The 24,513-nt window shown below is 36.4% G+C and carries 23 protein-coding genes; 6 read left to right on the top strand and 17 right to left on the bottom strand.

Annotated features, from left to right (window positions below; genetic code table 11):
* Positions 1-12: 12 nt before the first annotated feature.
* The 4 genes from ACMAYX_RS14975 to ACMAYX_RS14960 form a co-directional block, all read right to left on the bottom strand.
* Positions 13-1,089 carry a hypothetical protein gene (locus tag ACMAYX_RS14975; protein ID WP_199177554.1) on the bottom strand — a complete coding sequence of 359 codons (1,077 nt, stop codon included), beginning with the start codon at positions 1,087-1,089 and terminating at the stop codon, positions 13-15.
* 31 nt (positions 1,090-1,120) lie between these two features.
* On the bottom strand, positions 1,121-1,903 hold the full coding sequence (locus tag ACMAYX_RS14970; RefSeq protein ID WP_103218399.1) for a cytochrome b N-terminal domain-containing protein: 783 nt from the start codon (positions 1,901-1,903) through the stop codon (positions 1,121-1,123).
* A 29-nt stretch (positions 1,904-1,932) separates the two neighbouring features.
* On the bottom strand, positions 1,933-2,436 hold the full coding sequence (locus tag ACMAYX_RS14965) for a ubiquinol-cytochrome c reductase iron-sulfur subunit (protein ID WP_021267552.1): 504 nt from the start codon (positions 2,434-2,436) through the stop codon (positions 1,933-1,935).
* Positions 2,437-2,547: 111 nt separating this feature from the next.
* A complete protein-coding gene (locus ACMAYX_RS14960; protein ID WP_412472121.1) occupies positions 2,548-3,417 on the bottom strand; it encodes a HEAT repeat domain-containing protein in 870 nt (289 codons plus the stop codon).
* Between the two features lie 90 nt (positions 3,418-3,507).
* On the opposite strand from ACMAYX_RS14960, the gene ACMAYX_RS14955 reads away from it, so the two are divergent.
* Complete coding sequence (locus ACMAYX_RS14955) at positions 3,508-4,053, top strand: hypothetical protein (RefSeq protein ID WP_103218401.1); 546 nt, start codon at positions 3,508-3,510, stop codon at positions 4,051-4,053.
* Positions 4,054-4,588: 535 nt separating this feature from the next.
* On the opposite strand, the gene ACMAYX_RS14950 is transcribed toward ACMAYX_RS14955, so the two are convergent.
* Positions 4,589-5,914 carry a hypothetical protein gene (locus ACMAYX_RS14950; protein ID WP_412470416.1) on the bottom strand — a complete coding sequence of 442 codons (1,326 nt, stop codon included), beginning with the start codon at positions 5,912-5,914 and terminating at the stop codon, positions 4,589-4,591.
* Entirely contained in the window at positions 5,915-7,096 is a 1,182-nt protein-coding gene (locus tag ACMAYX_RS14945; RefSeq protein WP_392993708.1) for a thiolase family protein, read from the bottom strand.
* Positions 7,097-7,178: 82 nt separating this feature from the next.
* Between ACMAYX_RS14945 and ACMAYX_RS14940 the strand changes: the two genes are divergently transcribed.
* Both ACMAYX_RS14940 and ACMAYX_RS14935 read left to right on the top strand, forming a co-directional pair.
* Positions 7,179-7,604 carry a hypothetical protein gene (locus tag ACMAYX_RS14940; protein WP_103218404.1) on the top strand — a complete coding sequence of 142 codons (426 nt, stop codon included), beginning with the start codon at positions 7,179-7,181 and terminating at the stop codon, positions 7,602-7,604.
* Positions 7,605-7,622: 18 nt separating this feature from the next.
* Positions 7,623-8,054: a FliG C-terminal domain-containing protein gene (locus ACMAYX_RS14935; protein WP_103218405.1), complete on the top strand. Its 432-nt coding sequence runs from the start codon at positions 7,623-7,625 to the stop codon at positions 8,052-8,054.
* Here ACMAYX_RS14935 and ACMAYX_RS14930 read toward each other — a convergent pair.
* From ACMAYX_RS14930 to glmU, 7 genes are all read right to left on the bottom strand, one after another.
* Positions 8,049-8,426: a hypothetical protein gene (locus ACMAYX_RS14930; RefSeq protein ID WP_103218406.1), complete on the bottom strand. Its 378-nt coding sequence runs from the start codon at positions 8,424-8,426 to the stop codon at positions 8,049-8,051. The genes ACMAYX_RS14935 and ACMAYX_RS14930 overlap by 6 nt on opposite strands.
* Positions 8,419-8,862, bottom strand: a complete 444-nt coding sequence (locus ACMAYX_RS14925) for a cyclic nucleotide-binding domain-containing protein (RefSeq protein ID WP_158246901.1) — start codon at positions 8,860-8,862, stop codon at positions 8,419-8,421. The genes ACMAYX_RS14930 and ACMAYX_RS14925 overlap by 8 nt, the downstream gene beginning before the upstream one ends.
* Complete coding sequence (locus ACMAYX_RS14920; RefSeq protein WP_412472120.1) at positions 8,843-9,751, bottom strand: hypothetical protein; 909 nt, start codon at positions 9,749-9,751, stop codon at positions 8,843-8,845. The genes ACMAYX_RS14925 and ACMAYX_RS14920 overlap by 20 nt, the downstream gene beginning before the upstream one ends.
* Positions 9,744-11,981, bottom strand: coding sequence for a hypothetical protein (locus ACMAYX_RS14915; RefSeq protein WP_412471056.1), 2,238 nt, complete (start codon positions 11,979-11,981; stop codon positions 9,744-9,746). The genes ACMAYX_RS14920 and ACMAYX_RS14915 overlap by 8 nt, the downstream gene beginning before the upstream one ends.
* 18 nt (positions 11,982-11,999) lie before the next feature.
* Positions 12,000-14,231, bottom strand: coding sequence for an ATP-dependent helicase (locus ACMAYX_RS14910; RefSeq protein WP_103218410.1), 2,232 nt, complete (start codon positions 14,229-14,231; stop codon positions 12,000-12,002).
* A gap of 26 nt (positions 14,232-14,257) precedes the next feature.
* On the bottom strand, positions 14,258-16,087 hold the full coding sequence (gene glmS / locus ACMAYX_RS14905) for a glutamine--fructose-6-phosphate transaminase (isomerizing) (protein ID WP_412472119.1): 1,830 nt from the start codon (positions 16,085-16,087) through the stop codon (positions 14,258-14,260).
* Positions 16,088-16,166: 79 nt separating this feature from the next.
* A complete protein-coding gene (gene glmU / locus ACMAYX_RS14900; RefSeq protein ID WP_412472118.1) occupies positions 16,167-17,555 on the bottom strand; it encodes a bifunctional UDP-N-acetylglucosamine diphosphorylase/glucosamine-1-phosphate N-acetyltransferase GlmU in 1,389 nt (462 codons plus the stop codon).
* A gap of 206 nt (positions 17,556-17,761) precedes the next feature.
* Here glmU and lon point away from each other — a divergent pair, with 206 nt between their 5' ends.
* The 3 genes from lon (at position 17,762) to ACMAYX_RS14885 (ending at position 21,004) form a co-directional block, all read left to right on the top strand.
* A complete protein-coding gene (gene lon, locus ACMAYX_RS14895; RefSeq protein WP_103218413.1) occupies positions 17,762-20,185 on the top strand; it encodes an endopeptidase La in 2,424 nt (807 codons plus the stop codon).
* Between the two features lie 62 nt (positions 20,186-20,247).
* A complete protein-coding gene (locus tag ACMAYX_RS14890) occupies positions 20,248-20,643 on the top strand; it encodes a response regulator (protein ID WP_158246902.1) in 396 nt (131 codons plus the stop codon).
* Positions 20,644-20,647: 4 nt separating this feature from the next.
* Complete coding sequence (locus tag ACMAYX_RS14885; RefSeq protein ID WP_103218415.1) at positions 20,648-21,004, top strand: hypothetical protein; 357 nt, start codon at positions 20,648-20,650, stop codon at positions 21,002-21,004.
* A 1-nt stretch (position 21,005) separates the two neighbouring features.
* Here the strand turns inward: ACMAYX_RS14885 and ACMAYX_RS14880 are convergent, their stop codons facing one another.
* The 4 genes from ACMAYX_RS14880 to ACMAYX_RS14865 form a co-directional block, all read right to left on the bottom strand.
* A complete protein-coding gene (locus ACMAYX_RS14880; protein ID WP_103218416.1) occupies positions 21,006-21,218 on the bottom strand; it encodes a hypothetical protein in 213 nt (70 codons plus the stop codon).
* A 136-nt stretch (positions 21,219-21,354) separates the two neighbouring features.
* Entirely contained in the window at positions 21,355-22,419 is a 1,065-nt protein-coding gene (locus ACMAYX_RS14875; protein WP_412470420.1) for a PQQ-dependent sugar dehydrogenase, read from the bottom strand.
* Between the two features lie 26 nt (positions 22,420-22,445).
* Positions 22,446-23,063: a hypothetical protein gene (locus tag ACMAYX_RS14870; RefSeq protein ID WP_146037870.1), complete on the bottom strand. Its 618-nt coding sequence runs from the start codon at positions 23,061-23,063 to the stop codon at positions 22,446-22,448.
* 67 nt (positions 23,064-23,130) lie between these two features.
* On the bottom strand, positions 23,131-24,495 hold the full coding sequence (locus ACMAYX_RS14865) for an aldehyde dehydrogenase family protein (RefSeq protein ID WP_412471053.1): 1,365 nt from the start codon (positions 24,493-24,495) through the stop codon (positions 23,131-23,133).
* Between the last annotated feature and the right edge of the window lie 18 nt (positions 24,496-24,513).

Here is a 24,513-nt window from a genome sequence, read left to right as displayed (position 1 = left end):
ATCCAGATTCGCTTATAGGTTAAGTTCCCACTCTGGTAGAGCGATAATATACTTTAAGCTAAATAGCCATCTAAGAACCATCTTAATTGGTAATGAAGTCATACCAAGTACAAGAATGATGAAAATATAGTATCTAATCTGACCAGTGTTTTCGATAATCTTCTTCCCGTACTTTGACTTAGCAATTGCAACAGGAAGTACACAACAGTAAACAAGAGTTAGGATAATACCCACAATCTCTCTAACAACGATATTTGAAGGCATTGGAGTATTTAGCCACTTAAGCCATACAAATTCTGAAAGGTTTACGTTGTACTCAGAAACAACCTTGTGAAAGTCCCAGAACTCAAATGGTCCATAGAATGTCCAGTTTGGACCACGTAAGAAAGTACCAACGATAATTAGGTACATCCAAAGTACGATCCAACCATATAAGAATCCCCACATAGCGATTGGTCTTTCTTTAATTGTGAAATAACCATTCCCTTTTGGGTTTGTGTCAATATATGGAATCGCAATAAGACCAACAAGAATTAGACCTGGAAGTACAACTCCTGCCATCCAAGGGTCAAAGTATACAAGCATTTCTTGTAGACCAAGGAAGTACCAAGGAGCTTTCGCCGGGTTAGGTGCCCAAGTAGTGTTTGCAGGTTCTTCTAGAGGAGCTTTAAAGATAATCGCCCATACTACTAAGAAGATTGTCGTACCGATCATACACATTAACTCAGTAAATACTAAGTTAGGCCATACCCATACTTTTTCTCTATTTTCTGGAAGTGCTTCGATTGGGCACTCACCATTTTCAATTCTCTTGTCATTCTCTGCTGCTCTATAAAGTGCATACCAAGTAAGCCAAGCGATAAGAACGATAATAATGTTAATTGGAATATTATCTGGCCATAGGATAATTGCTCTAAAGTTTGCATCCATACAAAACCAAACTGTAATAGGTGCAGCAGCAATAAGTGCCCATTTAGCAAATTTCTTGCTTCCTACTACACGATAGTACTTCATCATGAAGAAGAATAGGACCGTCGTAATCGGGAATGATCTAATCGGATCGGCCAGCCAGTTTATAAGTTCTTTCATTTATATATCCCTTTCTCTCAAAATATATTTTCTAAAGTGGAGCTGAAATCCCACCGTCTTTTCTTACACGCCAGAAGTGAACTGCAATTAGAACACCAACAACAAGTGGAATGAATACACAGTGAAGAATATAAAATCTTAGTAGTGCTGGTTCCCCAACGAAACGTCCTGCAAGAAGCTGGAAACGAACGTCGTTTTTATCAGAAACCATCACGAAGTCACCAATTTGAGCTAAAGCTGCACCTGGACCACCATGACCTAGGAAAGGTGTTGCTTTTGCCATGTTCGAACCAACGGCAATCGCCCAAATCGCTAGCTGATCCCAAGGAAGTAGGTAACCAGTAAATGATAGTAGAAGAGTTAATACTAAAAGGATAACACCAACACCCCAGTTAAATTCTCTAGGTGGTTTATATGAACCAGTCATAAATACACGGAACATGTGAAGCCACACAGTAATAACCATGGCGTGAGCACCCCAACGGTGAATTTCACGCATAATCCCTAAAGGCACGTGCTCTTTAAGTGCGATAATATCGTTATATGCGTACTCTGCAGTTGGTCTGTAATAGAACATTAAAAGTACACCAGTAACAGTTAGCGCTAAGAAAATGAAAAATGTAAGTCCACCCATACACCATGTATAACCAAGCTGAACCCCTGATTTTTTTAGTTTGATTGGATGTAAGTGTAAAAACACGTTACCAGCTACGACAGCTGCTCTGTTTCTTGCGTTCGTTGGAGGCCCGTGTCTGAAGATCGATTTCCAGACCTGAGTTTCTCTAATGTAATCAACAACACCTCTTTTAGCCATTGTTATTCCTTCCTATTTATTAATCTAAATTAAACTTTTAAGTAACTTTGTGGATTGTCCCACTGACCTTTCTCATAACGATAAATTTTTGTTTTATCGACAATGATTTTTCCTTCAGCATTTAGTGAGATTTTATATCTCTCTAACGGTCTTGGAGCTGGACCTTCGAAGTTGATACCATTTTGGTAGTAACCAGAACCGTGACATGGACATTTAAATTTTAACTCGGCAGGAAGCCAGTTAGGAACACAACCTAAGTGTGTACAGATATTTGAAAGAGCGAAAAGACGTCCTTCCATTTTTACAATCCAAACACCGTAACCATTCTTCCAGCGCTCATCTACACCTTCTTCATAATCGTTAGGACGACCAGCGACGAAATCCATTTCTGGTTCAAAGTTAACGTTTGGATACGTGTAACGGAAAATTAAAGTTAAGAATCCTGCTACCGCAGAAGTGAAGGCTACCCAACCAACAGTAACAAAACTAAAGAACTCTCTTCGGTTTAACTGTTTTTTTACATCATCAGACATTTTAAAAAACCTCTATTTCTAATCATAAATACACAAATTTAAGTCACGATGACCCAATTTATGATTCATAAGTTATTGCAAATTCATTTTATACTTTGAAGGATGTTATCACTATTTCAACGAATTTAAAACTTCCTTTGCAAGACTAACTACTTTTATATCTTTCTCAATATTAATCATTTTCTCGACGCTTGGCGCCATCTTTTTCCAATTCGCTCTCTTTAATGCAGTGAGTACATTAAATTTTAGACCACTGATCTCCTGAACCGTTAACTTCTTACCTAAAGACTCATCATTTAGAGTAAGAATTTCATTTACAGTAGGGATCGCTTGATCACTCTTATATGCGATTAACGCTGTTGCTGCGGCATATCTCACAGAGAAACCAAGGTCGCTATTTAGCCTCTTAATAAATAAATCTTCTGTACCATCAACATTATGAGTAGCTAGAGTCAGAATTGTTACCTGAACCATGGCCGCGTCATTCTTCTCAATAAAGCTTTTTACGATGCTCCAATCAAACAAAATACCTTTAGGCATTTTTGATAGTGCAACCATCGCATGAAAATTAATTTCTGGATTATTTGTTTGTAGTGCATGCTCAAGAACTGGAAGTCCCCCTTCATGTCCAAGGGCACCAATGGCCACGACAATGAAGTCACGTGTTCTTGGGTCTACTGTCGTCTTATAAATATCTCTTAGGTTTGTTACTAACCAAGGGATATCTTCTTCTTTTACTGCTCCAGCAGAGATAACTTTAGAAAGCTCTAATGCTGCAATCCACTTATTACCAAAGGTTTTAGACTTCATCTCGTGGACAAGGTCTTTATAAGAGTGATCGTTAGAAAGCATCTTAGTCACACCAAAAATGATCAGTGCTCCTACTAGTACGATAGCAATAGGAACCATTAAAGAGCCCATTACCGGATTACTTTCGAGTAGTTTTTTATCTAACTTAGTGTTCTGATTTTTCTCGCTCACGAAGAAATTGCCTTATAGTAAATGTTTTATTAAATATGGGATAAGAATTAGCAAATTAGAGTATAGTTGACAATTATAAAAGGTGAAATTATGGCCTATCTACTTAGAGGACTGATCGTTATCATGGTTGCTGCAATTGGATTAACAACTTGCGTAGCACTAGGATTTATTGATGTGGGAATTAGCCACATTAAATTGGCCATTCCAGCCTATCTTTATACAATCTTCGCACAAGCATTTGTGATGTTTTATTTCATCGGTGTTTCACGCCTAGTTAATAACATCAATTTAATAGTGACTAGCGAACAAAATTTAAATGAGCTTTTTGATGAAGCACCAGGTGATTTAACTCCTTATAGAGAAAAAGTTAAAAGATATGTTCACAAAGCTGACCTTGCAAAGAGACAAACTATTCCTTGGACAATGCTAATGATCATTCTAGGAATGATTGCATTCTTTCTTGGTGGTGCTCACGATACGAATATGGTTGAAAAGACAACTCACTCTGGTGTTGCATATGGGTTCATCGCTTCAATGCTGATTGGATTTGTTAGACAATGGTGGTTCCTTGGTCAGACTCACCAATTACTTCGTGAAGTAAAGACGCTATTTAGTATTCCAGATGGGCAGATGTAGATCCTTCCGACTGTTTTCCGAATCGTCGGCCCTTGAGGCGAACCGTCGTGTATAAATACACTCCTCTCGAATAATTTTAAAGCTAAAGATTAGTGGGCTAGCACCGCAAACAATAGATTGGCCTTAGCCAATCAATTTTGCGGATGCTTTAGTATTCCAGATGGGCAGATGTAGATCCTTCCGACTGTTTTCCGAATCGTCGGCCCTTGGGGCGAACCGTCGTGTATAAATACACTCCTCTCGAATAATTTTAAAGCTAAAGATTAGTGGGCTAGCACCGCAAACAATAGATTGGCCTTAGCCAATCAATTTTGCGGATGCTTTAGTATTCCAGATGGGCAGATGTAGATCCTTCCGACTGTTTTCCGAATCGTCGGCCCTTGAGGCGAACCGTCGTGTATAAATACACTCCTCTCGAATAATTTTAAAGCTAAAGATTAGTGGGCTAGCACCGCAAACAATAGATTGGCCTTAGCCAATCAATTTTGCGGATGCTTTAGTATTCCAGATGGGCAGATGTAGCTATCGCGAAGGGCTAAATTGCCTTAAGCCAAATAAACACCTTATTTTTTCCAGGTGGGTTACGACGTGTTCGTGTTCTTGATTCGTAAATAATTACGGAGTCATCCCCTTTAACTTGGGCCATAAATTCTTTCAAGTAAGATCTTGGAACATAAAGGTTGTAATAGAAACCACCAGGTACCGCTAGCCCAGGCTTTACATTATCAACTTGAGTTACTTGATAGAGGTCGAGAAGTTTACCAAGACGTTTTCTCGTATCATCAGTATCAGCGGAGTTCATCATAACACGATAAACTTTTGTGTTACCGTAACGACTATCACGATACCCACCACCTTTAATATCTTCTTCAAATGAAGACTGCTCTCTATCTGCTGACGAAATATCACGCGGAAGTGTATCAATAGAAGTTAGTACAACTTCCGATTCTACTTCATCACGTTCTTCATCTTCTAAAGTTTCCCCTAGGAAGTTTTCAGTATCATCAACATTTTCAATATCTTTAATATCTAATTCAAATTGTGCAATTTGCTCTTGATCAGCAATTGTTTCATCAGTGAACTTTAAACCTTCATTTTCCCAACGAAACTGAGGCTCGTAAACACTGATCTTATCTGATAAGTATTTTTCATAAGTTCTATTTGCAAACTCAATGGCCCACACAAGAAAAATTGCGATCCCAATGAAGGCAAAGACTTGAGCAAGGCTCTGCATTTTCGCACTTAAATTATCTCTAAGTTTTAACCTTGAGATATTAAAAGTTGTTCCACGAAAATCCTTCTCCATTTTTTTTACAAAATAAATCCACTCTTGATAGAGAGTAACTTCCATCGAAGTTAAGATTTCGTGATTATGGCTTCCTGAAAATGTCAGATCAACACCTAGTTCGGTAACGAACTTATTGGCGCTAAAATCACGATTCCTAGAAAGAATATCGTTAATTGTGAAATGCTCATTTATATAATCTTCATGTTGAGGAAAAACCTCGACAAAAAAACTACGCAGTAAAATTGAAGTATCACGCTCACTTTGGTGTAAATTTTTAGCAAGCTCTTCAATTGAAATATCTCGAGAAATAAAAACAAAACAAATAAATTTATCCCTAAGCCAAGTAAACCAAGACTCAAGTGGACCTACGTGAATATTGTCGATGATATAATAAAATCTTTTTGAAATTTCAAAAAGAGTTAAGTCTTCATCAAAGAATACATCCCAAAAACGTTCAAAATCTTCACGGTACTTTCCTTGCCAAGTAACATTTTGGATATCCAGGCAAAGCCAATCGCGAAAAGATGCATAATCATGATGAAAAAACTTTAATTCATCGTTAATATTTTTCATTTAAACTCTTTTAATTAAAATACCAATTCCTTGGCCACCACCGATACAAGCACTCGCAATTCCATACTCCTTACCTTCACTTGCAAGTTGATTTGCCAAAGTAGTGGTAATACGAGTTCCAGATGCCGCAAGAGGATGCCCTAATGCAATCGCTCCCCCCCAAATATTAACCTTATTTATATCTAGGGCAAGCTCTTTCATACAAGCAAGTGCTTGAGCTGCAAATGCTTCATTTATTTCCACAAGATCAATTTGATCAAGTTCCATCTTATTATCTGCTAAAAGTTTACGAATTGCCGGCACCGGACCAATTCCCATTATCGTAGGGTCAACACCAACGACTGCACCATCAATAATTTCAGCAATAGGCTTTAACCCATGCTCTTTAACAAAGTCTTCACTTGCCACAAGTGCAACGGCCGCACCATCAACAATACCAGAAGCAGAACCTGCAGTAACAAGTCCATCTTTTACAAAAGATGAGCGAAGTTTATTCATATCTTCAAGAGAAGCACCCTCTCTTAAATGTTCGTCTTTATTAACTGAACCTTTTCTAATTTCTACTTCACATATTTCTTTTTGAAGTTTTCCATCCTCATAAGCTGCAGTTGCACGTTGGTGTGATAAAAGTGCGAATTCATCGCAGTCCGAACGAGACACCTCATATTTTGAACCAAGATTTTCTGCAGTTATCCCCATAGGGCAACCTGCATGTTGATCAGTTAGAGCATCAAGGAGCATATCAACATTCTTCAATGATCCGTATTTCGTACCAAAACGTGAACCATAAGTTAAATGAGGAACCATCGACATATTCTCAGTTCCACCAGCAAGTACACAACTTGCTTCTTCTAATTTAATTAGACGAACAGCATCGAGAATTGCCTGAATACCCGATCCACATAGTCGATTAATAGTAATTCCAGGAGTATTTTCAGCGCAACCGGCTTTTAAAGCGAGATGCCTTCCCCCATACATAGTATCTGTTGATGAAGGAACAACATTGCCCAGGATTACCTGATCAATTAGCTCGGCCTTAACACCTGTTTCACTAAGTAGTGAATTTGTGGCAGCAACAGCTAAGTCAACTGGCTTAATATCCATTAAAGAACCACCAAATTTACCAAATGGTGTTCGTTTTCCACCTACTAAAAATACGCGACGGCCTTTATTTAAGGACATATTTGCCTCCATTCACTTACAGTTAAATACTTACTAAAATATATTAGGACGCTTTTATGTCCTAGTCAAAGAAGAGTAATTTATGTCAACAGAAATCAATCGCCAACAGCTAGAGAGATTCAAACAGCAAGAGTACAAGCGACACTCCTATCAACTAAAGAAGGCAAAGCTTGAGAACTCTCAGGAGTATCAGAAGACTGAGAAAAAGCATCTTGCAGACCTAAAAAGACTCAACAAACACTATGAAACAGAAATTAAAAGTGTTGAAAACAGTACAGAACTTAAGTTAAAGCAAATTAGAGACAAGCAAACTGAACTTGTTAAAGAAGAACATGGTCGCATGGAGCTTGAGCTTGAAAATATGAAAAAGTCTCATCAGGCCAGAGTTGCAGAACTTAAAGAAACTCATGATAATCAGATCTCGCAAATGAATGAGTCCCACAAGGACACGCTTGAGCAAGCACGAGAGAAATACATGAAAGAAAAAATGAAATGGGAAGAGGCTTAATCTCCCAAAGGAAAGTAAATGGAAGCTAATAAGCAAAATGGTGGTGTATTTATAAATGGAAAGGCTCAAATTATTGAGATGCTGAAGTTTATGAATGCGGATGAAAGGGCGACTCTTTTGAAAAATATTCAAATGAGAAATCCTACACTTGCTAAAGAACTTTACGCTGAAAGTATTACTTTCGATACGATCTATGCACTAGATGAGATCGACTTAAATCAAGTAGTTAAATTTATTAAGGCACCAGTGATTGGTGTTGCACTTAAAGAATGTGAGAAATCTTTTCAAAAGAAAGTTCTTACAATTTTACCTAGAGAAGCGGCAGAAGAAGCCTACTCTTACCTAGTTAAAAATCTTGGTGCAAATGAAGCACGCGATATTCAAAGAGCAAGAAAGCGTGTCACAGATACTATTGTCGCCCTCAACAACAGAGGACGACTAAGTCTATAAATCACATTTATAATTAATTTTACGATCATCGATTTGGGGGCAGTTCTTAATGTTGCCCTCAAATTCTGCCCTCAACTCTTTTGTATTTAACTGAAGATCTAATAGCTCTATCTGAAGAAGTATTCCATCCTCACTCAACTGATCAAGACATTTTGCCTTAATAGAATATTCACACTTGGCAGGGTTTATCTTAGCAAGATTAACAAGAGCATTTTTTAGTCTCTCATTTCCATTGGCCTTCTTCTCTATCCAGCTATCAATATCATCGCGAACTCCATTTGAGTTAGCATCAGCTCCACCATGCCAATCATTATTATTGCCACTACATCCTATTAAGAACGCACAAAGAAAGAATAACGATAGTCTATTCATTGATTAACTTCCTAAATTTAGCTTCTACTTCATCAGTAAAAACAAAGTCGCTACTTTTAGTTGTATCGAATATTTTATGTTCTGCTAAAATATTAATAGCACTATCAAGACGATCAATTGTTGTGTTAACAATTTTTTTAAGCCACAGTTCATTTGAGTCGATAATTTTTGAAATTTCTGTAATTGGAATTGGGACGACTTCAACATCCTCAATTGTAAAACAAGACTCATCATAAACCTTACGATTGATTCCCCCCGAAACACCTAAGAAATCACCTTTCTTATGAGTACCAGTTGGTACAAGTCTTCCACTTTGTTCTTTTACAGTTAAAAGCGTTCCTGACTTCACAAGGAAGACAAATTCAGCACTTGCACTTTCTTTAAAAAGTAGGCTTTCAATCTCAACCTTACTCGTTTCATACGCGGTAAACGTCATCGATCTCTCCTCTAAGTGCCGTACCATAACGAAGTCCATAAGTTGAAAAATGGATATTCTTCGCTTCAATCTTATTTAGAATAGTCTGTGCACAAATCGCTCCAGACTGTATTGTTTTTGATCTTTTTCCAAGAAAAGCAAATTGTTTTCCAAGAGCTTTCGAATCTACTAATTGTATTCGATCAGTACTTTCATTAAAATCAGCTAATGAAATTGAATATTCATTAATAGCTTCCGCATTATAAGAAGCTTCACCAGAAAACATTAATGCTAAACTAGTAAGAGTTCCAGCAACACCAATAACATCCTGTCCAAGATAAGATTCTAGGTTAAAGCTTTCAAAAATTTCATCTATTTTATTTCTTAGTTGGCCATCTCTAATCCAGTCATCAACTCGAACTGAACCAATTGGTAAAGAAACCGTTTCAATTATTTCAAACGGCTTTGTCTTTATTAAAATTAATTCACTAGAAGCTCCACCAACATCTAAAATAAGTTGTTTTTTGGATTTCTTCTTCATCATTTCATTAATACCAAAAGCAGTATAGAAAGCCTCTCCTTCTCCAGATATAATTTCAATATCCAAATCAAGTTCAGACTTAATTCTAGAGAAAAATTCAGGTGCATTCTTAGCAACACGAGAAGCTTCTGTTGCAGTAATAATAATATTTTTGCAACCTAATCTTAGACATTCCTCTTTATACTCTTTTAAAGCTTTAAAAGTATCTTCCATTGATTTTTCTTGAAAAACACCTTCTTTATCTAAACCTCGTCCAAGTCCTGTAATTGTAGAAAACTCTTGAACAATTTCCTTTGTATCGCGATCAATAACGAGCAAAAGTGTAGAGTTCGATCCGATATCGACCGAAGCAATTAAGTTTTTAGTCATTTTTAAAAATACCCTTAAATAATTTTTTAATTTTGCCTTTATTTTTTTGAAGGACTTTATCTGATTCTTTCTTTAATAAATTTTTTGCGGCACTCTTTGCTAACTCTTCGAGAGTATATTTATAGTCAGTATTTAGCGCATACCCAATACCTTCTAATCGGAAAGGAATTTTAGCTGTTCCATAGTCTCTATTCAGATCATGCTTTAATTCTTCTTCATTAACAACAACCGCTCCAAGTAATTCACCTGGAGCCTTGAAATCAATTTTCCCATTGCCTTCTAAAGCATATTTTCCTTCATCTAAAATAACCTTATAACTTTTAAATTGATGATAGCGATCGTCTAGGCGTCCATTGAAAGATACCTCATTAATGTCACCGTTAATTGTAATATCTTTACTCGCTAACTTATCAAGCTTCTGAAATAAGTTTCCAACGACCTTACCTAAGTTTATTTTATGCAGCTTAGCTTCTTTGATATTTAAAGCGACATTGAAGTCATACTCTTTACCAATCATTTTACCATCTAAATTACCCGACGCTTTACCTTCAACCGATTTAACAATACCTTTTGGAATAAAAAGAGCAGCGCTTACAATATCAACGTCAGTGAATGAAGCTTTTAGCTCAGTCGTTTTTCCCTTTTTATGAATCTCAGACTCAAGGTTCAGATTCAAAGGAGCAGTTCCAAGTTTAAGCCTATTTGTAGAAATACTTAATTTCTTTCTATTTACACTTATACCTAACTGACCATTAATCGGTGATTCACCTAAAATAACATTCGAGAATTTAATCTTTGATTTTACAGGATAGTTTGAAAATACCTCACCACTTGTACTAGAAATATCAATATCAGTATTCTCATCTTTTACTTCGACATCTCGAACCGTTTTATGTTCCGGCATCTTTTCTTTAATTTCTGTCGGAATTTGAATATCTTGTAAATGTAAATTCACTGTAGAAGTTTTTAAATAATCGAAACGGTCAACTCCTAAAACAAAAGGTGTAGACTGACCTACTTTTACAATACCTTCCAATAACTTCAATTCAATTGCAGATCTGATTTGCTTGCTATTGAGATTATTTTTCACATTAACATTTACAGGAATTCCAAGTGCAACGAGATTACTATCAACTGTTGTTGTAAGACTTGGGAATAGCTTCTCATTTTTCGAAGTGATACTTCCCTCAACTCTCAGATTTCCATCTTTAATTTTAACGCCATAATCTGCAACGTTTACAAAATAAGAAACAATATTTTCAAGATTACTTTCTAAATTTATATTATGTAACTTTAATATTCCCTTTTCTAAGTCGTAGTCTAATTTCGATTTCATGAACTGATGTTCTTCCAGAGCAACCACAACCTTTGAAGACATCAATTTCTTTTCAACATCACCGTCCATTTTTACAGAGAATTTTTTTAATGGCTTAACAATTAAATTCGACTTTATATTATTAATATCAACTTCGGCATTAAAGTTCAGTTTTTTCTCTTCTAACCATCTATCTAGTACCGTCTCTCCAATAATGAGAAGGTCAAATGATGTTTCATTTGTTTTTCCTTTAGAAAGAATGAAGTGAGACTTAAGTTCAAAAACAGAAGTTGTATTAAAACCAATATCTCTTAAAGCAAGTTTTTCAATTTTTACTTCACCAAAACCACTATCTCTTAATGCATAATTTGCATTAATATTTGTTACGTTAAAGTTTAGTGAGGCGTCAGAGAAAAAACTTAAGACGGCCAGACCAGGGCCATTATTTTCACTTTCTTCTTTTTTCTTGATTGATTTTTTATCTTCCTGCTCAAAGCTTACAACTGCTTTTGAGGCAAAAGAGTTTTCCCAATTTGATCCCTTCTTAAATTCTATATAGCTAACTTTAGGATTATCAATATTAACAGAAATTGTTCCGTAACCCATTAACATCGTCCAAAATGGAATCTCTATTTGAAGATTTTCAAATGAGCATAGAGGTAGTTTTCTTCCACCATGAGGATAGAGAATATCAACTCCTCTAATATTCACTTTAGAGTTAAGGCCTAGGGAATAGTCTAGAGACTGCGTTAAAACTTCCGCATTAGGTAATGTTTTTTGCAGCTGTGTTGTAAAGGCTTGTCTAATTGCATCTGGTTTTAAGTTTCGTTTAGCAACAATTAAAATAATTGCAGAAAAAACAATTAGAAACGCTAAAAATAAAAAAATTATTTTTAATGGTGACTTAGTTTTCACATACCCTCCAATGGTATTTTAGATTAAAGTCAGTGGCGCAAACTTTGCCATAAATTTCTTTTGTGCACCGTCATTAAATTTAATCGTTACCTTTTCATCTCCTGAAGGTCCGATACATTCTAAAACCGTTCCTTCTCCATAAAGAGAGTGAACAATCCTTGAACCCTTAGGATAAGTTACTTTTTTTGCACTTATACTTGGCGATTTTTCAACTCGGTAAACTGGTTCATCATCGTAAACTGGATCGCATAGATCGTCCCAATCATCATCCATTGATTGTTGGCGTCCACCACCTAGCTTTTTCCATATATAAAATTTATTCGGTATTTCTTGGATAAATCGACTAAAGCCATTAAAGCGTAGCTGACCAAATAACATTCGACCTTGGGCAAATGTAATATAAAGTCTCTTCATCGCTCTTGTCATCGCAACGTAGAAAAGTCGACGCTCCTCCTCTATTGCTGTTTCTCCATTTTCAATCGATTGATAACTTGGAAAAACAGTCTCTTCAACTCCTGTCACAAAGACATATTCAAACTCAAGCCCTTTTGCTCCGTGAATCGTCATTAAAGAAACTTCGCCTTGATTCTCTTCTTCTTGTCCAATTGCTGAGTTATCAAGAGTTATCGTTTCTAGAAATGCTCCGAAACGTCCGTTGGGGTTCTGATCTTCAAATTGTGTAAATGCACTTCCAAGCTCTTCAAGGTTTTCCATTCGAGCTTGAGACTCATAGTCCTTTGCAGCTCGAAGCATTTCCCAATAACCAGATTCATAAAGGAGCTTTTCATAAACGGTCTCTAATGCTTCCCCCTCATCATGAGCTACTTTAGCTTCAGTAATGAGATGTACAAATTGAGACAGTGAAGACTTAACTCGAGACGAAAGCCTTATATGTTTAAAATCTTCTGGGTTATCCACAACTCTATTCACAACTTCCCAAAGAGAACTATCTGACTTAATCGCCTCCTCTTCAATCTTTCTTAAAGTTGTGGCACCAATTCCACGAGTTGGTACATTGATTATTCGACTTAATGCTAGCGAGTCCTTGTCATTAACAAGAAGTCTAATATAAGCAATTAGATCTTTAATTTCTTTTCTTTCGTAAAACTTAATCCCACCAACAACTCGATATGGGATATTTGATTTTCTAAGTGCATCTTCAATTTGTCTCGACTGAGAATTCGTACGATAGAAGACGGCCATTTCATCGTAATTGACACCATCTTCACTATGATGATGGATTAATTGTTCTGCGACAAAGTCAGATTCTTCTCTATCACTAGAGCACTCAACGATCTCAATTGATTCACCTTCTGGATTATCAGTCCACATACTCTTGCCTTTACGCTGAGTATTTCGTGCAATTACAGCTCCTGCTGCTTCAATAATATTTTTAGAAGAACGGTAATTTTGTTCCAACTTTAAAATTTGAGCATCACTATAAACTTCTTCAAAGTCTAAGATATTTCGAATATCCGCTCCACGCCAAGAATAGATCGATTGATCCTCATCCCCAACAACACAAATATTTCTTCTTTTCTTTGCTAGTTTTGTGACTAGGTCGAATTGGGCACGGTTCGTATCCTGATACTCGTCGACAAGAATATAACGAAAACGCTCTTGATATCTTTCGAGTACTTCTGGAAATTTTTCAAATAATTGAATAACACCAGAAATAAGGCCACCGAAGTCAGTGGCGTTAGCTTTGTGCAGCTCTTTTTCGTACTCGAGATACATATCGTAGAAGATATCATCACTTTCTACTTCATAATCTTTATCTGAAATATCACGATCAGGATAATGACCGTGATTTTTTAGGTCTTCAATAAAATATAAAACTTCAAATGGAGAAGTTTCTTTTTGTGAAATTCCACGTCGATTTAAGATCGCTTTAACAACACTTTTTTGCTCACTAGTATCATAAATCGTAAAATTTCTACTAAGGCCTAAGTAATTTGCCTCAGACCTTAGCATCTTTGCACAAAAAGAGTGGAAAGTAGTAACTTGAAGAGCACCAACATCACAACTTACATCACGTCCGACACGATCTCGCATTTCTTTAGCGGCTTTATTTGAGAAAGTAAGTGCCAATAGTTGAAATGGAGAAATATTCTTCTCTTCTAAAAGATACGCAATCTTTGTAACAAGAGTTCTCGTTTTTCCAGATCCTGCACCAGCAAGGATCATCATTGGTCCATCAATCTCTTTAACGGCTTGACGTTGTTGAATATTGAGGTGGTCTAACTTCATTAAAATTCCTATTTACTCTTTTCTTTTTATTCAACAGTAACTGACTTTGCCAGGTTTCTTGGCTTATCAATATCTGTCCCTAAATTCTTCGCAATATAATAAGCAAGAAGTTGGTTTACTACGTTTACGTAAAGTGGTGCCAAGTCTCCAAGCCCGTCAAAGTCTAATTCAATATAGTGATCAGAGATCTCTCTTAAATCTTCCTTACCTTTTGGACCAATTGAAACAATAAGACCTTTACGTGCCTTAATTTCTTGAATATTCGAAACTGTTTTTTCAAATAAATCTTCACCGACTAGGGCAACGTTAACTTTCTCTTCATCAATAAGAGCAATTGGACCATGCTTTAACTCACCTGAAGCATAACCTTCGGCGTGAACGTAAGCGATTTCTTTAAGCTTTAGTGCTCCTTCTAGGGCAATTGGAAAATATGCTCCACGACCAGTATAGAAGAAACCTTTATACTTATAAATTGCATCAGCAACATCTTTAATTGGTTTTGTATTATCTAAAAGTTGCTCAACTCTTTCAGCAAGAAGACTATAGCGTGAAGAAAGAGAGTTTCTTAAATCATCAGACATACCACCATTAGAAATAACTTCTGAAAGAGTCTTTCCAGTTAATACTTGTTGAGTAAATGCCTTTGTTGAAGCAACACCAATCTCAACACCTGCGCGAATCATAAGATTCACATCACAGTCACGATAAAGAGTAGATCCTTCAGTGTTTACAATTGAAAGTGATTTCATTCCTTTCTCTTTACACATCGTTTGCGCAGCTAAAGTATCTGCTGTTTCACCAGACTGAGAGATGAACATTGCTAGTTCATTTTGACTAAGAATTGGATTGCGGTAGCGGAACTCACTTGCAACTTCTGTAAAACATCTAATGCGATTATTTGATTCGAAGTAATCTTTAATTACAAGACCAGCATAGTAAGCAGTACCACAAGCTGTAATACTAATTGCATCCATTGGAAGCTTTGTTGCCGCTTCTAAACTCTCTTTACCTTCACCTTGGAAGTAGTATTGAGTTAGAGAACGGATTAGCTCTGGCTGCTCGTGAATTTCTTTAAGCATATAGTGCTCAAAATCACCCTTTGAAGCAGGATCGTGATCGATCGTTTGCTCTTTAGACATATAACGATGAGTCTTAGATCCATCTAGCTCATAGAAATTTAGAAGCTGATTATTTTTCACACTCAGGTGACAGAGAACATTATCTTCAGGAAAGAAAATTCTAGTGGCCATACCAGCAAGTGCGTATGGATCACTTGAAACAAATACTTCAGAATTTACTTCATTACTTCCACATACTAATGGAGCACCTTTTTTAATGGCAAAGATTTCATCTGTTTCACGATTTAATACTACAAATGCAGAGAAACCTTCAATTCTTTCAAATGATTTAATTACGGCTTCTTTGATTGGAGTACCTTGGCGCTTATGAAAAATTAAAAGCCCAAGAAATGTTTCCGAGTCAGTTTCTGATTCAAAGTAAATTCCATGCCCTTTTAACTCATTTCTAATTTCATTGGCATTTTCAATGATTCCATTGTGAACCATTGCAATTCCATCTTTAGTCGAAACGTGTGGGTGCGCATTGTAATCTGTTACACCACCGTGAGTGGCCCAACGAGTGTGCCCAATACAAGATCTTGCATGAATATCTTTACCTTCAAGCTCAGCTTCAAGGTTTCCAATTTTTCCTTCTTTTTTATAAACGAGAAGCTCATCATTTTTGCTGATGAAACTAACTCCAGCTGAATCGTACCCACGGTACTCTAATCTTCTAAGTCCTTCTAGAACAACGTCAACTGAATTTGATGGCCCAAGATGCCCAACAATTCCGCACATAGTCACTTCCTTATATGTTTAAAAAATACTAATTAAAGAAAGATACCATTATGCGGGCGAAAATAAAATTTTTGCAGGCTTATTTGTCGCTTTTTTTCCTAATGAAACGCCTTGCCATGCCTTCTTTCGTCTCTTGACGCCCTCTGGCAATTGCAAATGATCCATCTGGCATACTTTTGCTAATTGTTGAACCTGATGCTACATAGCATTCTTTACCAATCTCAATAGGTGCAATCATTTGTGAATCTGATCCAATAAAAGATCCATCACCAATAATTGTTTTGTGCTTATTGGCCCCGTCGTAATTACAAGTAATGAAGCCACAACCAATATTTACATTGTCGCCAATTTCAGCATCTCCTGCATAGCTTAAGTGTGAAACAGCTGACTTTTTACCAATCTTAGATTTTTTTATTTCGACAAAGTTTCCAATTTTTGCACCTTCACCAATATCACTTCCTGGACGAAGCTGCGCCATCGGTCCAATTGAAGCACCTTTAGACACTTTTGAATCTGTAATATATGAATTGGCCTTAATAATGGCTCCATCTTCAATAATTGAATTCTTAATTGTTACACCTTGCTCAATCACTACATTTTTTCCAATCACTGTTTTGTCATCGATGAATGCATTTTGATAAAGGTGTGTTCCTTGTCCAATATTTTTAGAATAACAATAAGTATGCGAAGGATCTGAAAAGCGCACTCCCGCTTCTAACATCAGGAAACGAGCAATTGAGCGCCTTAGATAAATATCTGCATCTGAAAGTTGAATAAGGTTATTTACACCTAAAAACTCACGAGCATCTTCAAAAAGAAGTGGAGTTACATTGGCTTCGGGGTTAAAGGTATCTGTAAGGTAAAACTCACCTGACTTATTATTATCAGAAAGATTGAATACATGATCCATTAAATAAAGTGTTTTAAAAATATAAAGACCCGAGTTAACTTCTGTCACAAGTCTTTGCTCTTCAGTTGCATCTTTTTCTTCAACAATCTGAAAGCCTGTCCCCTTACGAATAATTCTTCCGTAACCTGTAGGATTACTTGCTGAAAAAGTTGCACAAACTGCATTTGAGCCTTTCTCAATCTCTTCAATAAGAGCGTTAATTGTTTCTTTTGTAATTAATGGTGTATCTGCACATGTCACAATTGTATAATCATAGCCACGAGAGTTTTCAAAATCGTTCAAATAAGTCTGAACGGCATGCCCTGTCCCTAATTGCTCTTTTTGATAAACGTAATTTATACCTGTAAAGCGTTCATTAACATGTTCTTCAACAAGTTCACGTTGATGACCAGTAACTAAAGTGATATCTCCAAAATCTTTAAATGTTTCGATGACATAATCGACTAAAGTATTTTGGTGTAAAGGTGCAAGAGGTTTTGGAATATCCATTTTAAGTCTTGTTCCCTTACCTGCAGCTAATACAACTACCGCAACTTTCTTCGTTGTCTTCTGTGACATATAAAAACTCCTAATAACCGACTATATCGGTCTCTTTTCACTCTATGCGATTACAACACATTAACTAAATCATAGCAAAAAAATCAGTTAAAAAACTCAAAAAAATCACGCATTTTCGCTCTTTTTATTAAAGAGTTTTTTTTATTGCCCGATGTTAATTAAGAACAAATTGCCTATATTGCGCCGACCTGTTGGAGGAAAGATTTATGGTTACAAATTACGAGGGTGAGAACATTGAGTTTAAGGAAGAATTGGCCCTCTTACCAATCCGAGACTTAGTTATTTATCCATTTATGATTTTACCTCTATTTGTTGGTAGAGAAGCATCAATCAAAGCTATTGACCACGCTATTAATCATTCAGATCGTCTGATTCTACTTTCGAGTCAGAAAGATATTGTTGCGGAACATCCTGCACCAGAAGAGATTTATGAACTTGGTACTGTTGCCATGATCATGAGAATGAGAAAACTTCCTGATGGAAGAATCAAAATTCTAGTTCAAGGTTTATCAAAAGCTAGAATTACTTCATTTGAACAACAATCACCTTTCTATATTACTAAAGTTGAAAAGGTTGAAGATATTACGACTGATAGCTCTAATATTGCAACGACTGCACTTATGAGAACTATTAAAGAACAACTTGAAAAAGTTATTCAACTCGGAAAAGTTCTTTCTCCAGATATCTTAATGGTTCTAGAAGATATTACAGATGCCTCAAGACTAGCGGATTTAATTGCATCAAACTTAAATCTACACGTTTCTGAAGCACAAACAATTCTTGAAACATTAGATCCAGTTGATCGCCTACACGCAATCAATGATATTCTAAATCGTGAATTAGAAATCCTAATGATGCAACAGAAGATGAAGACAAACTCTTCAACTGAAAGTGCAAATCAAAGAGATGTATTCCTTAAGGAACAGATCAAGGCAATTAAATCAGAACTTGGTGATGGTTCTTCAGAGCAAGATGAATTCGCAGAATTCAAGAAAAGAGTTGAAGAAGCAGGTATGCCAGAAGAAGTTCTTAAAGAAACGACAAAGCAACTTGCACGTCTAGAGAAGATGCACCCAGATTCATCTGAAGCAAGCATCATGAGAAATTATATTGAGTGGATGTGTGACCTTCCATGGAGTAAAAAATCTGAAGAGCATATTGATCTTGACTCAGCTCTTGAGATTCTTGATGAAGATCACTTTGAACTTACTCAAATCAAAGAAAGAATTCTTGAGCACCTAGCAGTTAGACAACTTAAGGGTGATGATATGAAAGGACCAATCCTATGTTTCCAAGGTCCTCCTGGTGTTGGTAAAACTTCACTTGGGAAGTCAATTGCTCGTGCTACGGGAAGAGAGTTTGTAAGAATTTCTCTTGGTGGTGTTAAAGATGAAGCAGAGATTAGAGGTCATAGAAGAACATATGTTGGAGCAATGCCAGGTCGTTTTATCCAAGCGATGAAGCAAGCAAAAACAAACAACCCAGTTGTTCTACTTGACGAAATCGACAAGCTATCTGGTGACTACAAAGGTGATCCATCAGCAGCACTACTTGAAGTACTTGATCCAGAACAAAATGTTGAGTTTAGAGATCACTACCTTAATGTACCATTTGATCTTTCAAACTGTATGTTTATTGCAACTTCAAATATGCTTGAAAACATTCCAGGTCCTCTAAGAGACCGTATGGAAGTAATCAACCTATCTGGTTACACAAGAGAAGAGAAAGTTGAAATCTCAAAAAGATATATCATTCCTAAGCAAATGGATGAAAATGGTATCAACGATGAGCACGTAGTATTCACTGACGAAGGTGTTGAGAGTGTTATCGAGCACTACACTTCAGAAGCGGGTCTTCGTAATCTAGAAAGAAGAATCGGTACTCTATGTCGTAAAGTAGCAATGAAGATTGCTAAAGGTGACATGGGTAAAACACATATCGTTAAAGATACTGTTGTTAAGTACCTAGGGCCACCAATCTTTGTAAAAGAAGATCACAAAGATGAAGATGAAGTTGGAGTATCAACAGGTCTAGCTTGGACATCTCATGGTGGTGAAGTTCTATACATCGAAACTACAAAGATGAAAGGACAAGGACTAACTCTTACAGGTCAACTTGGTGACGTAATGAAAGAGTCTGCAAAAACAGCAATTAACTACATCAGATCACGTGCACTTTACATGGGAATCGATGAAGATATTTTTGAAAACCACGAGTTTCACGTACACTTACCAGCTGGTGCCACTCCAAAAGATGGACCTTCTGCAGGTATCACGCTAGCAACTGCCCTAGTATCAAATTGTACAGGCGTTCCAGTAAGTCGTGATGTTGCAATGACTGGTGAGATTACTTTAACAGGTAAAGTTCTTCCAATTGGTGGACTAAAAGAAAAAGCATTAGCTGCTCTTAGAATGGGTATCTCAACAGTTGTTATCCCATGGGGCAACAAGAAAGATCTTGTTGATATCCCTGAAAACCTAAGAGAACAGATTAATTTTGTTCCTGTTAAAACAATTGATGAAGTTCTTGATATCGCTCTAGTAGATTGGGCAGGTTACAAGAAAGAAGTTCAAATGAAAAAAGTGGACGAAAAACATCAAGAAAAAAGAAAAGCAGGCGTTGCCGCTTAAATAATGAGGGCCAACAAGGCCCTCTTTTTTTTTATCCAACATTAACTTAAAATGGAATGTATATGGGAAAAGAAGAAATGAAAGTAATGATTGTTGATGACTCTGAGATCTCTAGAACTTCTGTTAAAGATATTTTAGAGCAAGAAGGATATGAGGTCGTTGGCTGTGTTGGAAATGCACAGGAAGCGCTAAAACTATCTTTTGACGTTTCGCCAACTCTATTTATCATTGATGTTATTATGCCTGAAATTAGTGGCCTAGAACTAGCTGAATCAGTAGCAAATAACTTCCCTAATGCAAAAATTATGATGATGTCTTCACTTGATATTGAATCTGTTTGTATTGAAGCGATTTCATCTGGAGCGCAAGACTTCTTAGTAAAGCCATTTAAGCGTGAAGATCTACTTAGAGCAGTTGACAAGTTGACTCACGATATAGCATCAGAAAAAGCGAGTTAATTTAATGTTTAGGTTTTTAATTTATTTCACAATTAGTTTTCTTATTTTAGCTTTTCCAGTTTCTAAAAGTTCAACAGTATTTGATAGTGTAAATAAACCTTTGAAGCCTTATACTCAAAAAGTTTACTCAACGATAGCTTTTTACCTAAGTACTAGCCTTAGTGAAGGTAAAGAAATAACTGTAAAGCTATTCAATAATACTGCAAAAAAAGTGGATTATGTTAAACGAGAATCTTCTGGGTTTGCGAAGCCTGTCGCAAAGAAAGCTCAGGACCTCGACGCTCTCGATGACTATCAACATGGTGAGTACACTGTTGAAGAACGTGAGGCCCTTTTAAAAGTATTACGAGAAAGTGAATAGATTATTGATTGATCGACTTTGACTCAGTCTCTCTTTCAACTGTCCCACCAGAACTCGCAATTAACTCATCAATTTCTTGCATTTTTTGTTTGAGGTTTAGTCCCCTCGTTTCACAAATAGAATCATCAGATGTATTAGTCGATGCTTCTTTTACTCCGGCAAACACCTGAGCTGATAGTAGTGTTAGTACAGATAATAAAAATAACTTTTTCATAATACTTCTCCTTTTGTAGTCACTATATTCAATGCATGATGTATGCCAACAAAAGGACTTGTGTTTTCAACAACTTAAACACTAGTAAATGTTTAAGATGTATACGATTTTTCGTTGCTGTCTAGATTTTTAACACTTACCTTACAACCTTTAGTATCTTACCCGAATCAGTCGTTAAATAGAGCTCTCCGGCCGGTGAAATAGCTATCTGGCGCATCCTTTCTTCAAGCTCCTCAAGATAGCTTTCTTGTGCAATAACCTTATTACCATCCATTTTAAGCCTTCTGAGATGCTCACTTCCCAAGGCCGCTAAAAAGATATCTCCTTGCCAGTCCTTATATTTATTTCCTTCATATACAACCATACCAGATGGCGAGATACTTGGTGTCCAGTGCACAAGGGGCTGCTCCATTCCCTTCTTCTTCTCTTCACCAATGCTTGGGCCCCAATATTCTTTTCCATATGTGATTACTGGCCATCCATAATTAAGCCCAGGTTTTACTAGATTGAGTTCATCGCCACCACGCGGCCCAAACTCACAGCTAAAGACATCTCCTTTCTGGTTCATCCCAATGCCCTGTGGATTGCGATGTCCATAACTCCAAATTTCTTTTAGGGCACCACTTTTATTCTCAAACGGGTTTCCTTTTGCAGCACTACCATCAAAATTTAAACGAAGAATTTTACCATTATGATAAGAGAGATCTTGAGCATATTTTCTTTCTCCTCGATCTCCTACAGTCATAAATAAAAAGTTACCTTTAAATAATAAACGTGAACCGAAGTGGCGAGTTGTATCACTTATAATCTTGGTTTCTAAAAGAACTTCAGACTTTTTCAGTTGAGCCTTAGAGTATTGCGCACGAGCTAAAGTTGTAACAACGACCCCTTTAACTTCAGAAGAGTATGTGAAATATGCATAGGACTTATCACCTATTTTTTTATAGACAATATCTAGCATTCCACCTTGGCCACGGGCCTTCACACTAGGAGCAAGTAAGTCTTTTGTTTGTTTAGTTTCAAAGTTATGATACTTGATCTTTCCACCTCTTTCAGTGAAAAGAATTTCATTTTCATTGATAAAGGTAAGTCCCCAAATAATGTCATTTGTTTTAAAGACTTCTTTTGCAGCTACTTTAGCTAGGGTAGTAATTGATAAAAAACAGCTTAAGATTAAAATAATTGTTTTGAGACTTTTCATAGAAAAAGTCTAGCATGTTAGAAAGATTACGGAAGTAAAAACATATTAAAGTCAAATTGATTACTAGACTGATCAACTTCGATTATATCTCCTCCACCTATGGATTCTTCATGGCGACTTATACGGGAAGAGAACTTCAATCTTTTAACTTTTTCGTTAGCAACTCTATAGTCTGTGGATGAATGCATTTCGTCATATTCAACAACATCTCCAGTCCTAAGGTCTAGAATAAGATTTAGTGATTCATTATTTTCATTTCGTATAATGAGCTCTGGGTATAAACTATGTTTTGATAATTCAGAAATAATATTTTCTTCTAAACGATAAGGAGGCTGTCCTCCATATAAACGAATAGAATTAACATCACCCAAGATCTTCACAAAATCTGAAATCGCGCCATTCAACTTAGTCCCACTATCAAGATGGGCCAATATCGATTTTCCATCTGCATTACTCATAACGACAGCAACACAAGTTGTAACTCCATATGTCTGTACAAATGAATGCCTCTGCGAAGATGTATAGATATATTCTCTTTGAAAAACCTCAGGGATATCAGCACGATCTAAAATAGTTAGTGCTAAAGAAGAATTAGCAAATATAAGTGAGCTTAATAAAAGAATATAAAAATGGGCCATTTTCATGACCCTATTATACTAATAATTAATATAAGTTTTTGAGTATTGAAAAGCTTTCAATGACCGTAAATTATTAAGACAGTAGATTCATAATTTTACGGACAAATGAAACCTTCTTTTCATAAGGAGGGTAACGTAGATCATTTTCTAAACAAAAGCTTCTCTTCATAACGGCTTTTTCATGAGAGAAAAGCTTAAATGAGAACTCACCGTGATATGCCCCCATTCCTGACTCACCTACGCCACCAAATGGCAGCTTTTCATTTGATAAGTGTACAATCGTATCATTAATGACCATTCCACCACTGCTAATGCTTTCAATAACCTTTTTCTTATCGCTATTAGAATCAAGAAAAGCATAACAAGCAAGCGGCTTATCATAGCTTTTAACAAACTCAATTGACTCATCTAAACTTTCAGAGTTGATAATAGGCATAATAGGGCCAAATATTTCATCCTTCATAATTGCACTATCTTTGTTGGCCCTTACATAAGTTGGAGAAATATATAATTGTCCCTTATCAACATCTCCACCAATAACAATGTCGTCTTGATTGATCAGAGATGAGAGTCTATCAAAATGCCTCTCATTAATAATTCTACCATAGTCACCACTTTGTTTAATTTCATCACTATAGAATTTTCTTAAATATTTTTGGGTCGCTTTGAGAAAAGCTTCTTCATCTGATTTTTTTATAAGAATATAATCTGGAGCAACGCAAGTTTGACCGGCATTAAAAAATTTCCCCCATACAATTCTCTTAGCAGCTAAATCGATATTCTTCGTTCCAACTATCGCTGGTGATTTACCACCTAATTCGAGAGTTAAGGGTGTTAGAAACTTGGCCGCTGCCGCCATCACAATTCGACCGACATGACCATTTCCAGTATAGAAGATATAATCAAATTTTAAACTCAATAGCTCTGTGGTCTCCGCGACACCACCTTCAATAACTGCAGCTATCTCACTATCTAAAGCGTTAGTTATAATTGTATTAATTATTTTAGAAGTGGCCGGCGCTAACTCTGAAGGTTTAACAATAACTTTATTGCCTGCCGCAATTGCTCCAATTAGAGGAACCATGGCCAATTGAAATGGGTAATTCCAAGGAGCAATGACTAAAACTTGTCCATACGGTTCACTATGTATAGCACTTCGAGCAGGCATGAAAGGAAGCGGAGAGAAAACCTTCTTAGGCTTCATCCACTTTTTCAACTTTTTCTTTATGAGCTTAATTTCATGTAAACAAAAATCAATTTCAGAAAGATAAGACTCAAATGCACTCTTGCTTAAGTCAGCTTTTAGTGCAGCTAAAATATCCCTCTCACGGGCCTTTATTTCAGCTTCTAAAGCTTCAAGGGCACTGATACGGTCATAGTAGTTTAAATTTTCACGCCCTTTCTGAGCACAATATGCAGTCGTTATATTATTGTCCATAAATGTATTATAGCTGTA

Origin of the sequence: Halobacteriovorax sp. RT-2-3, from assembly GCF_047085075.1 — a bacterium.
GTDB lineage: Bacteria > Bdellovibrionota > Bacteriovoracia > Bacteriovoracales > Bacteriovoracaceae > Halobacteriovorax_A.
This window is presented reverse-complemented; position numbering and strand designations above follow the sequence as displayed.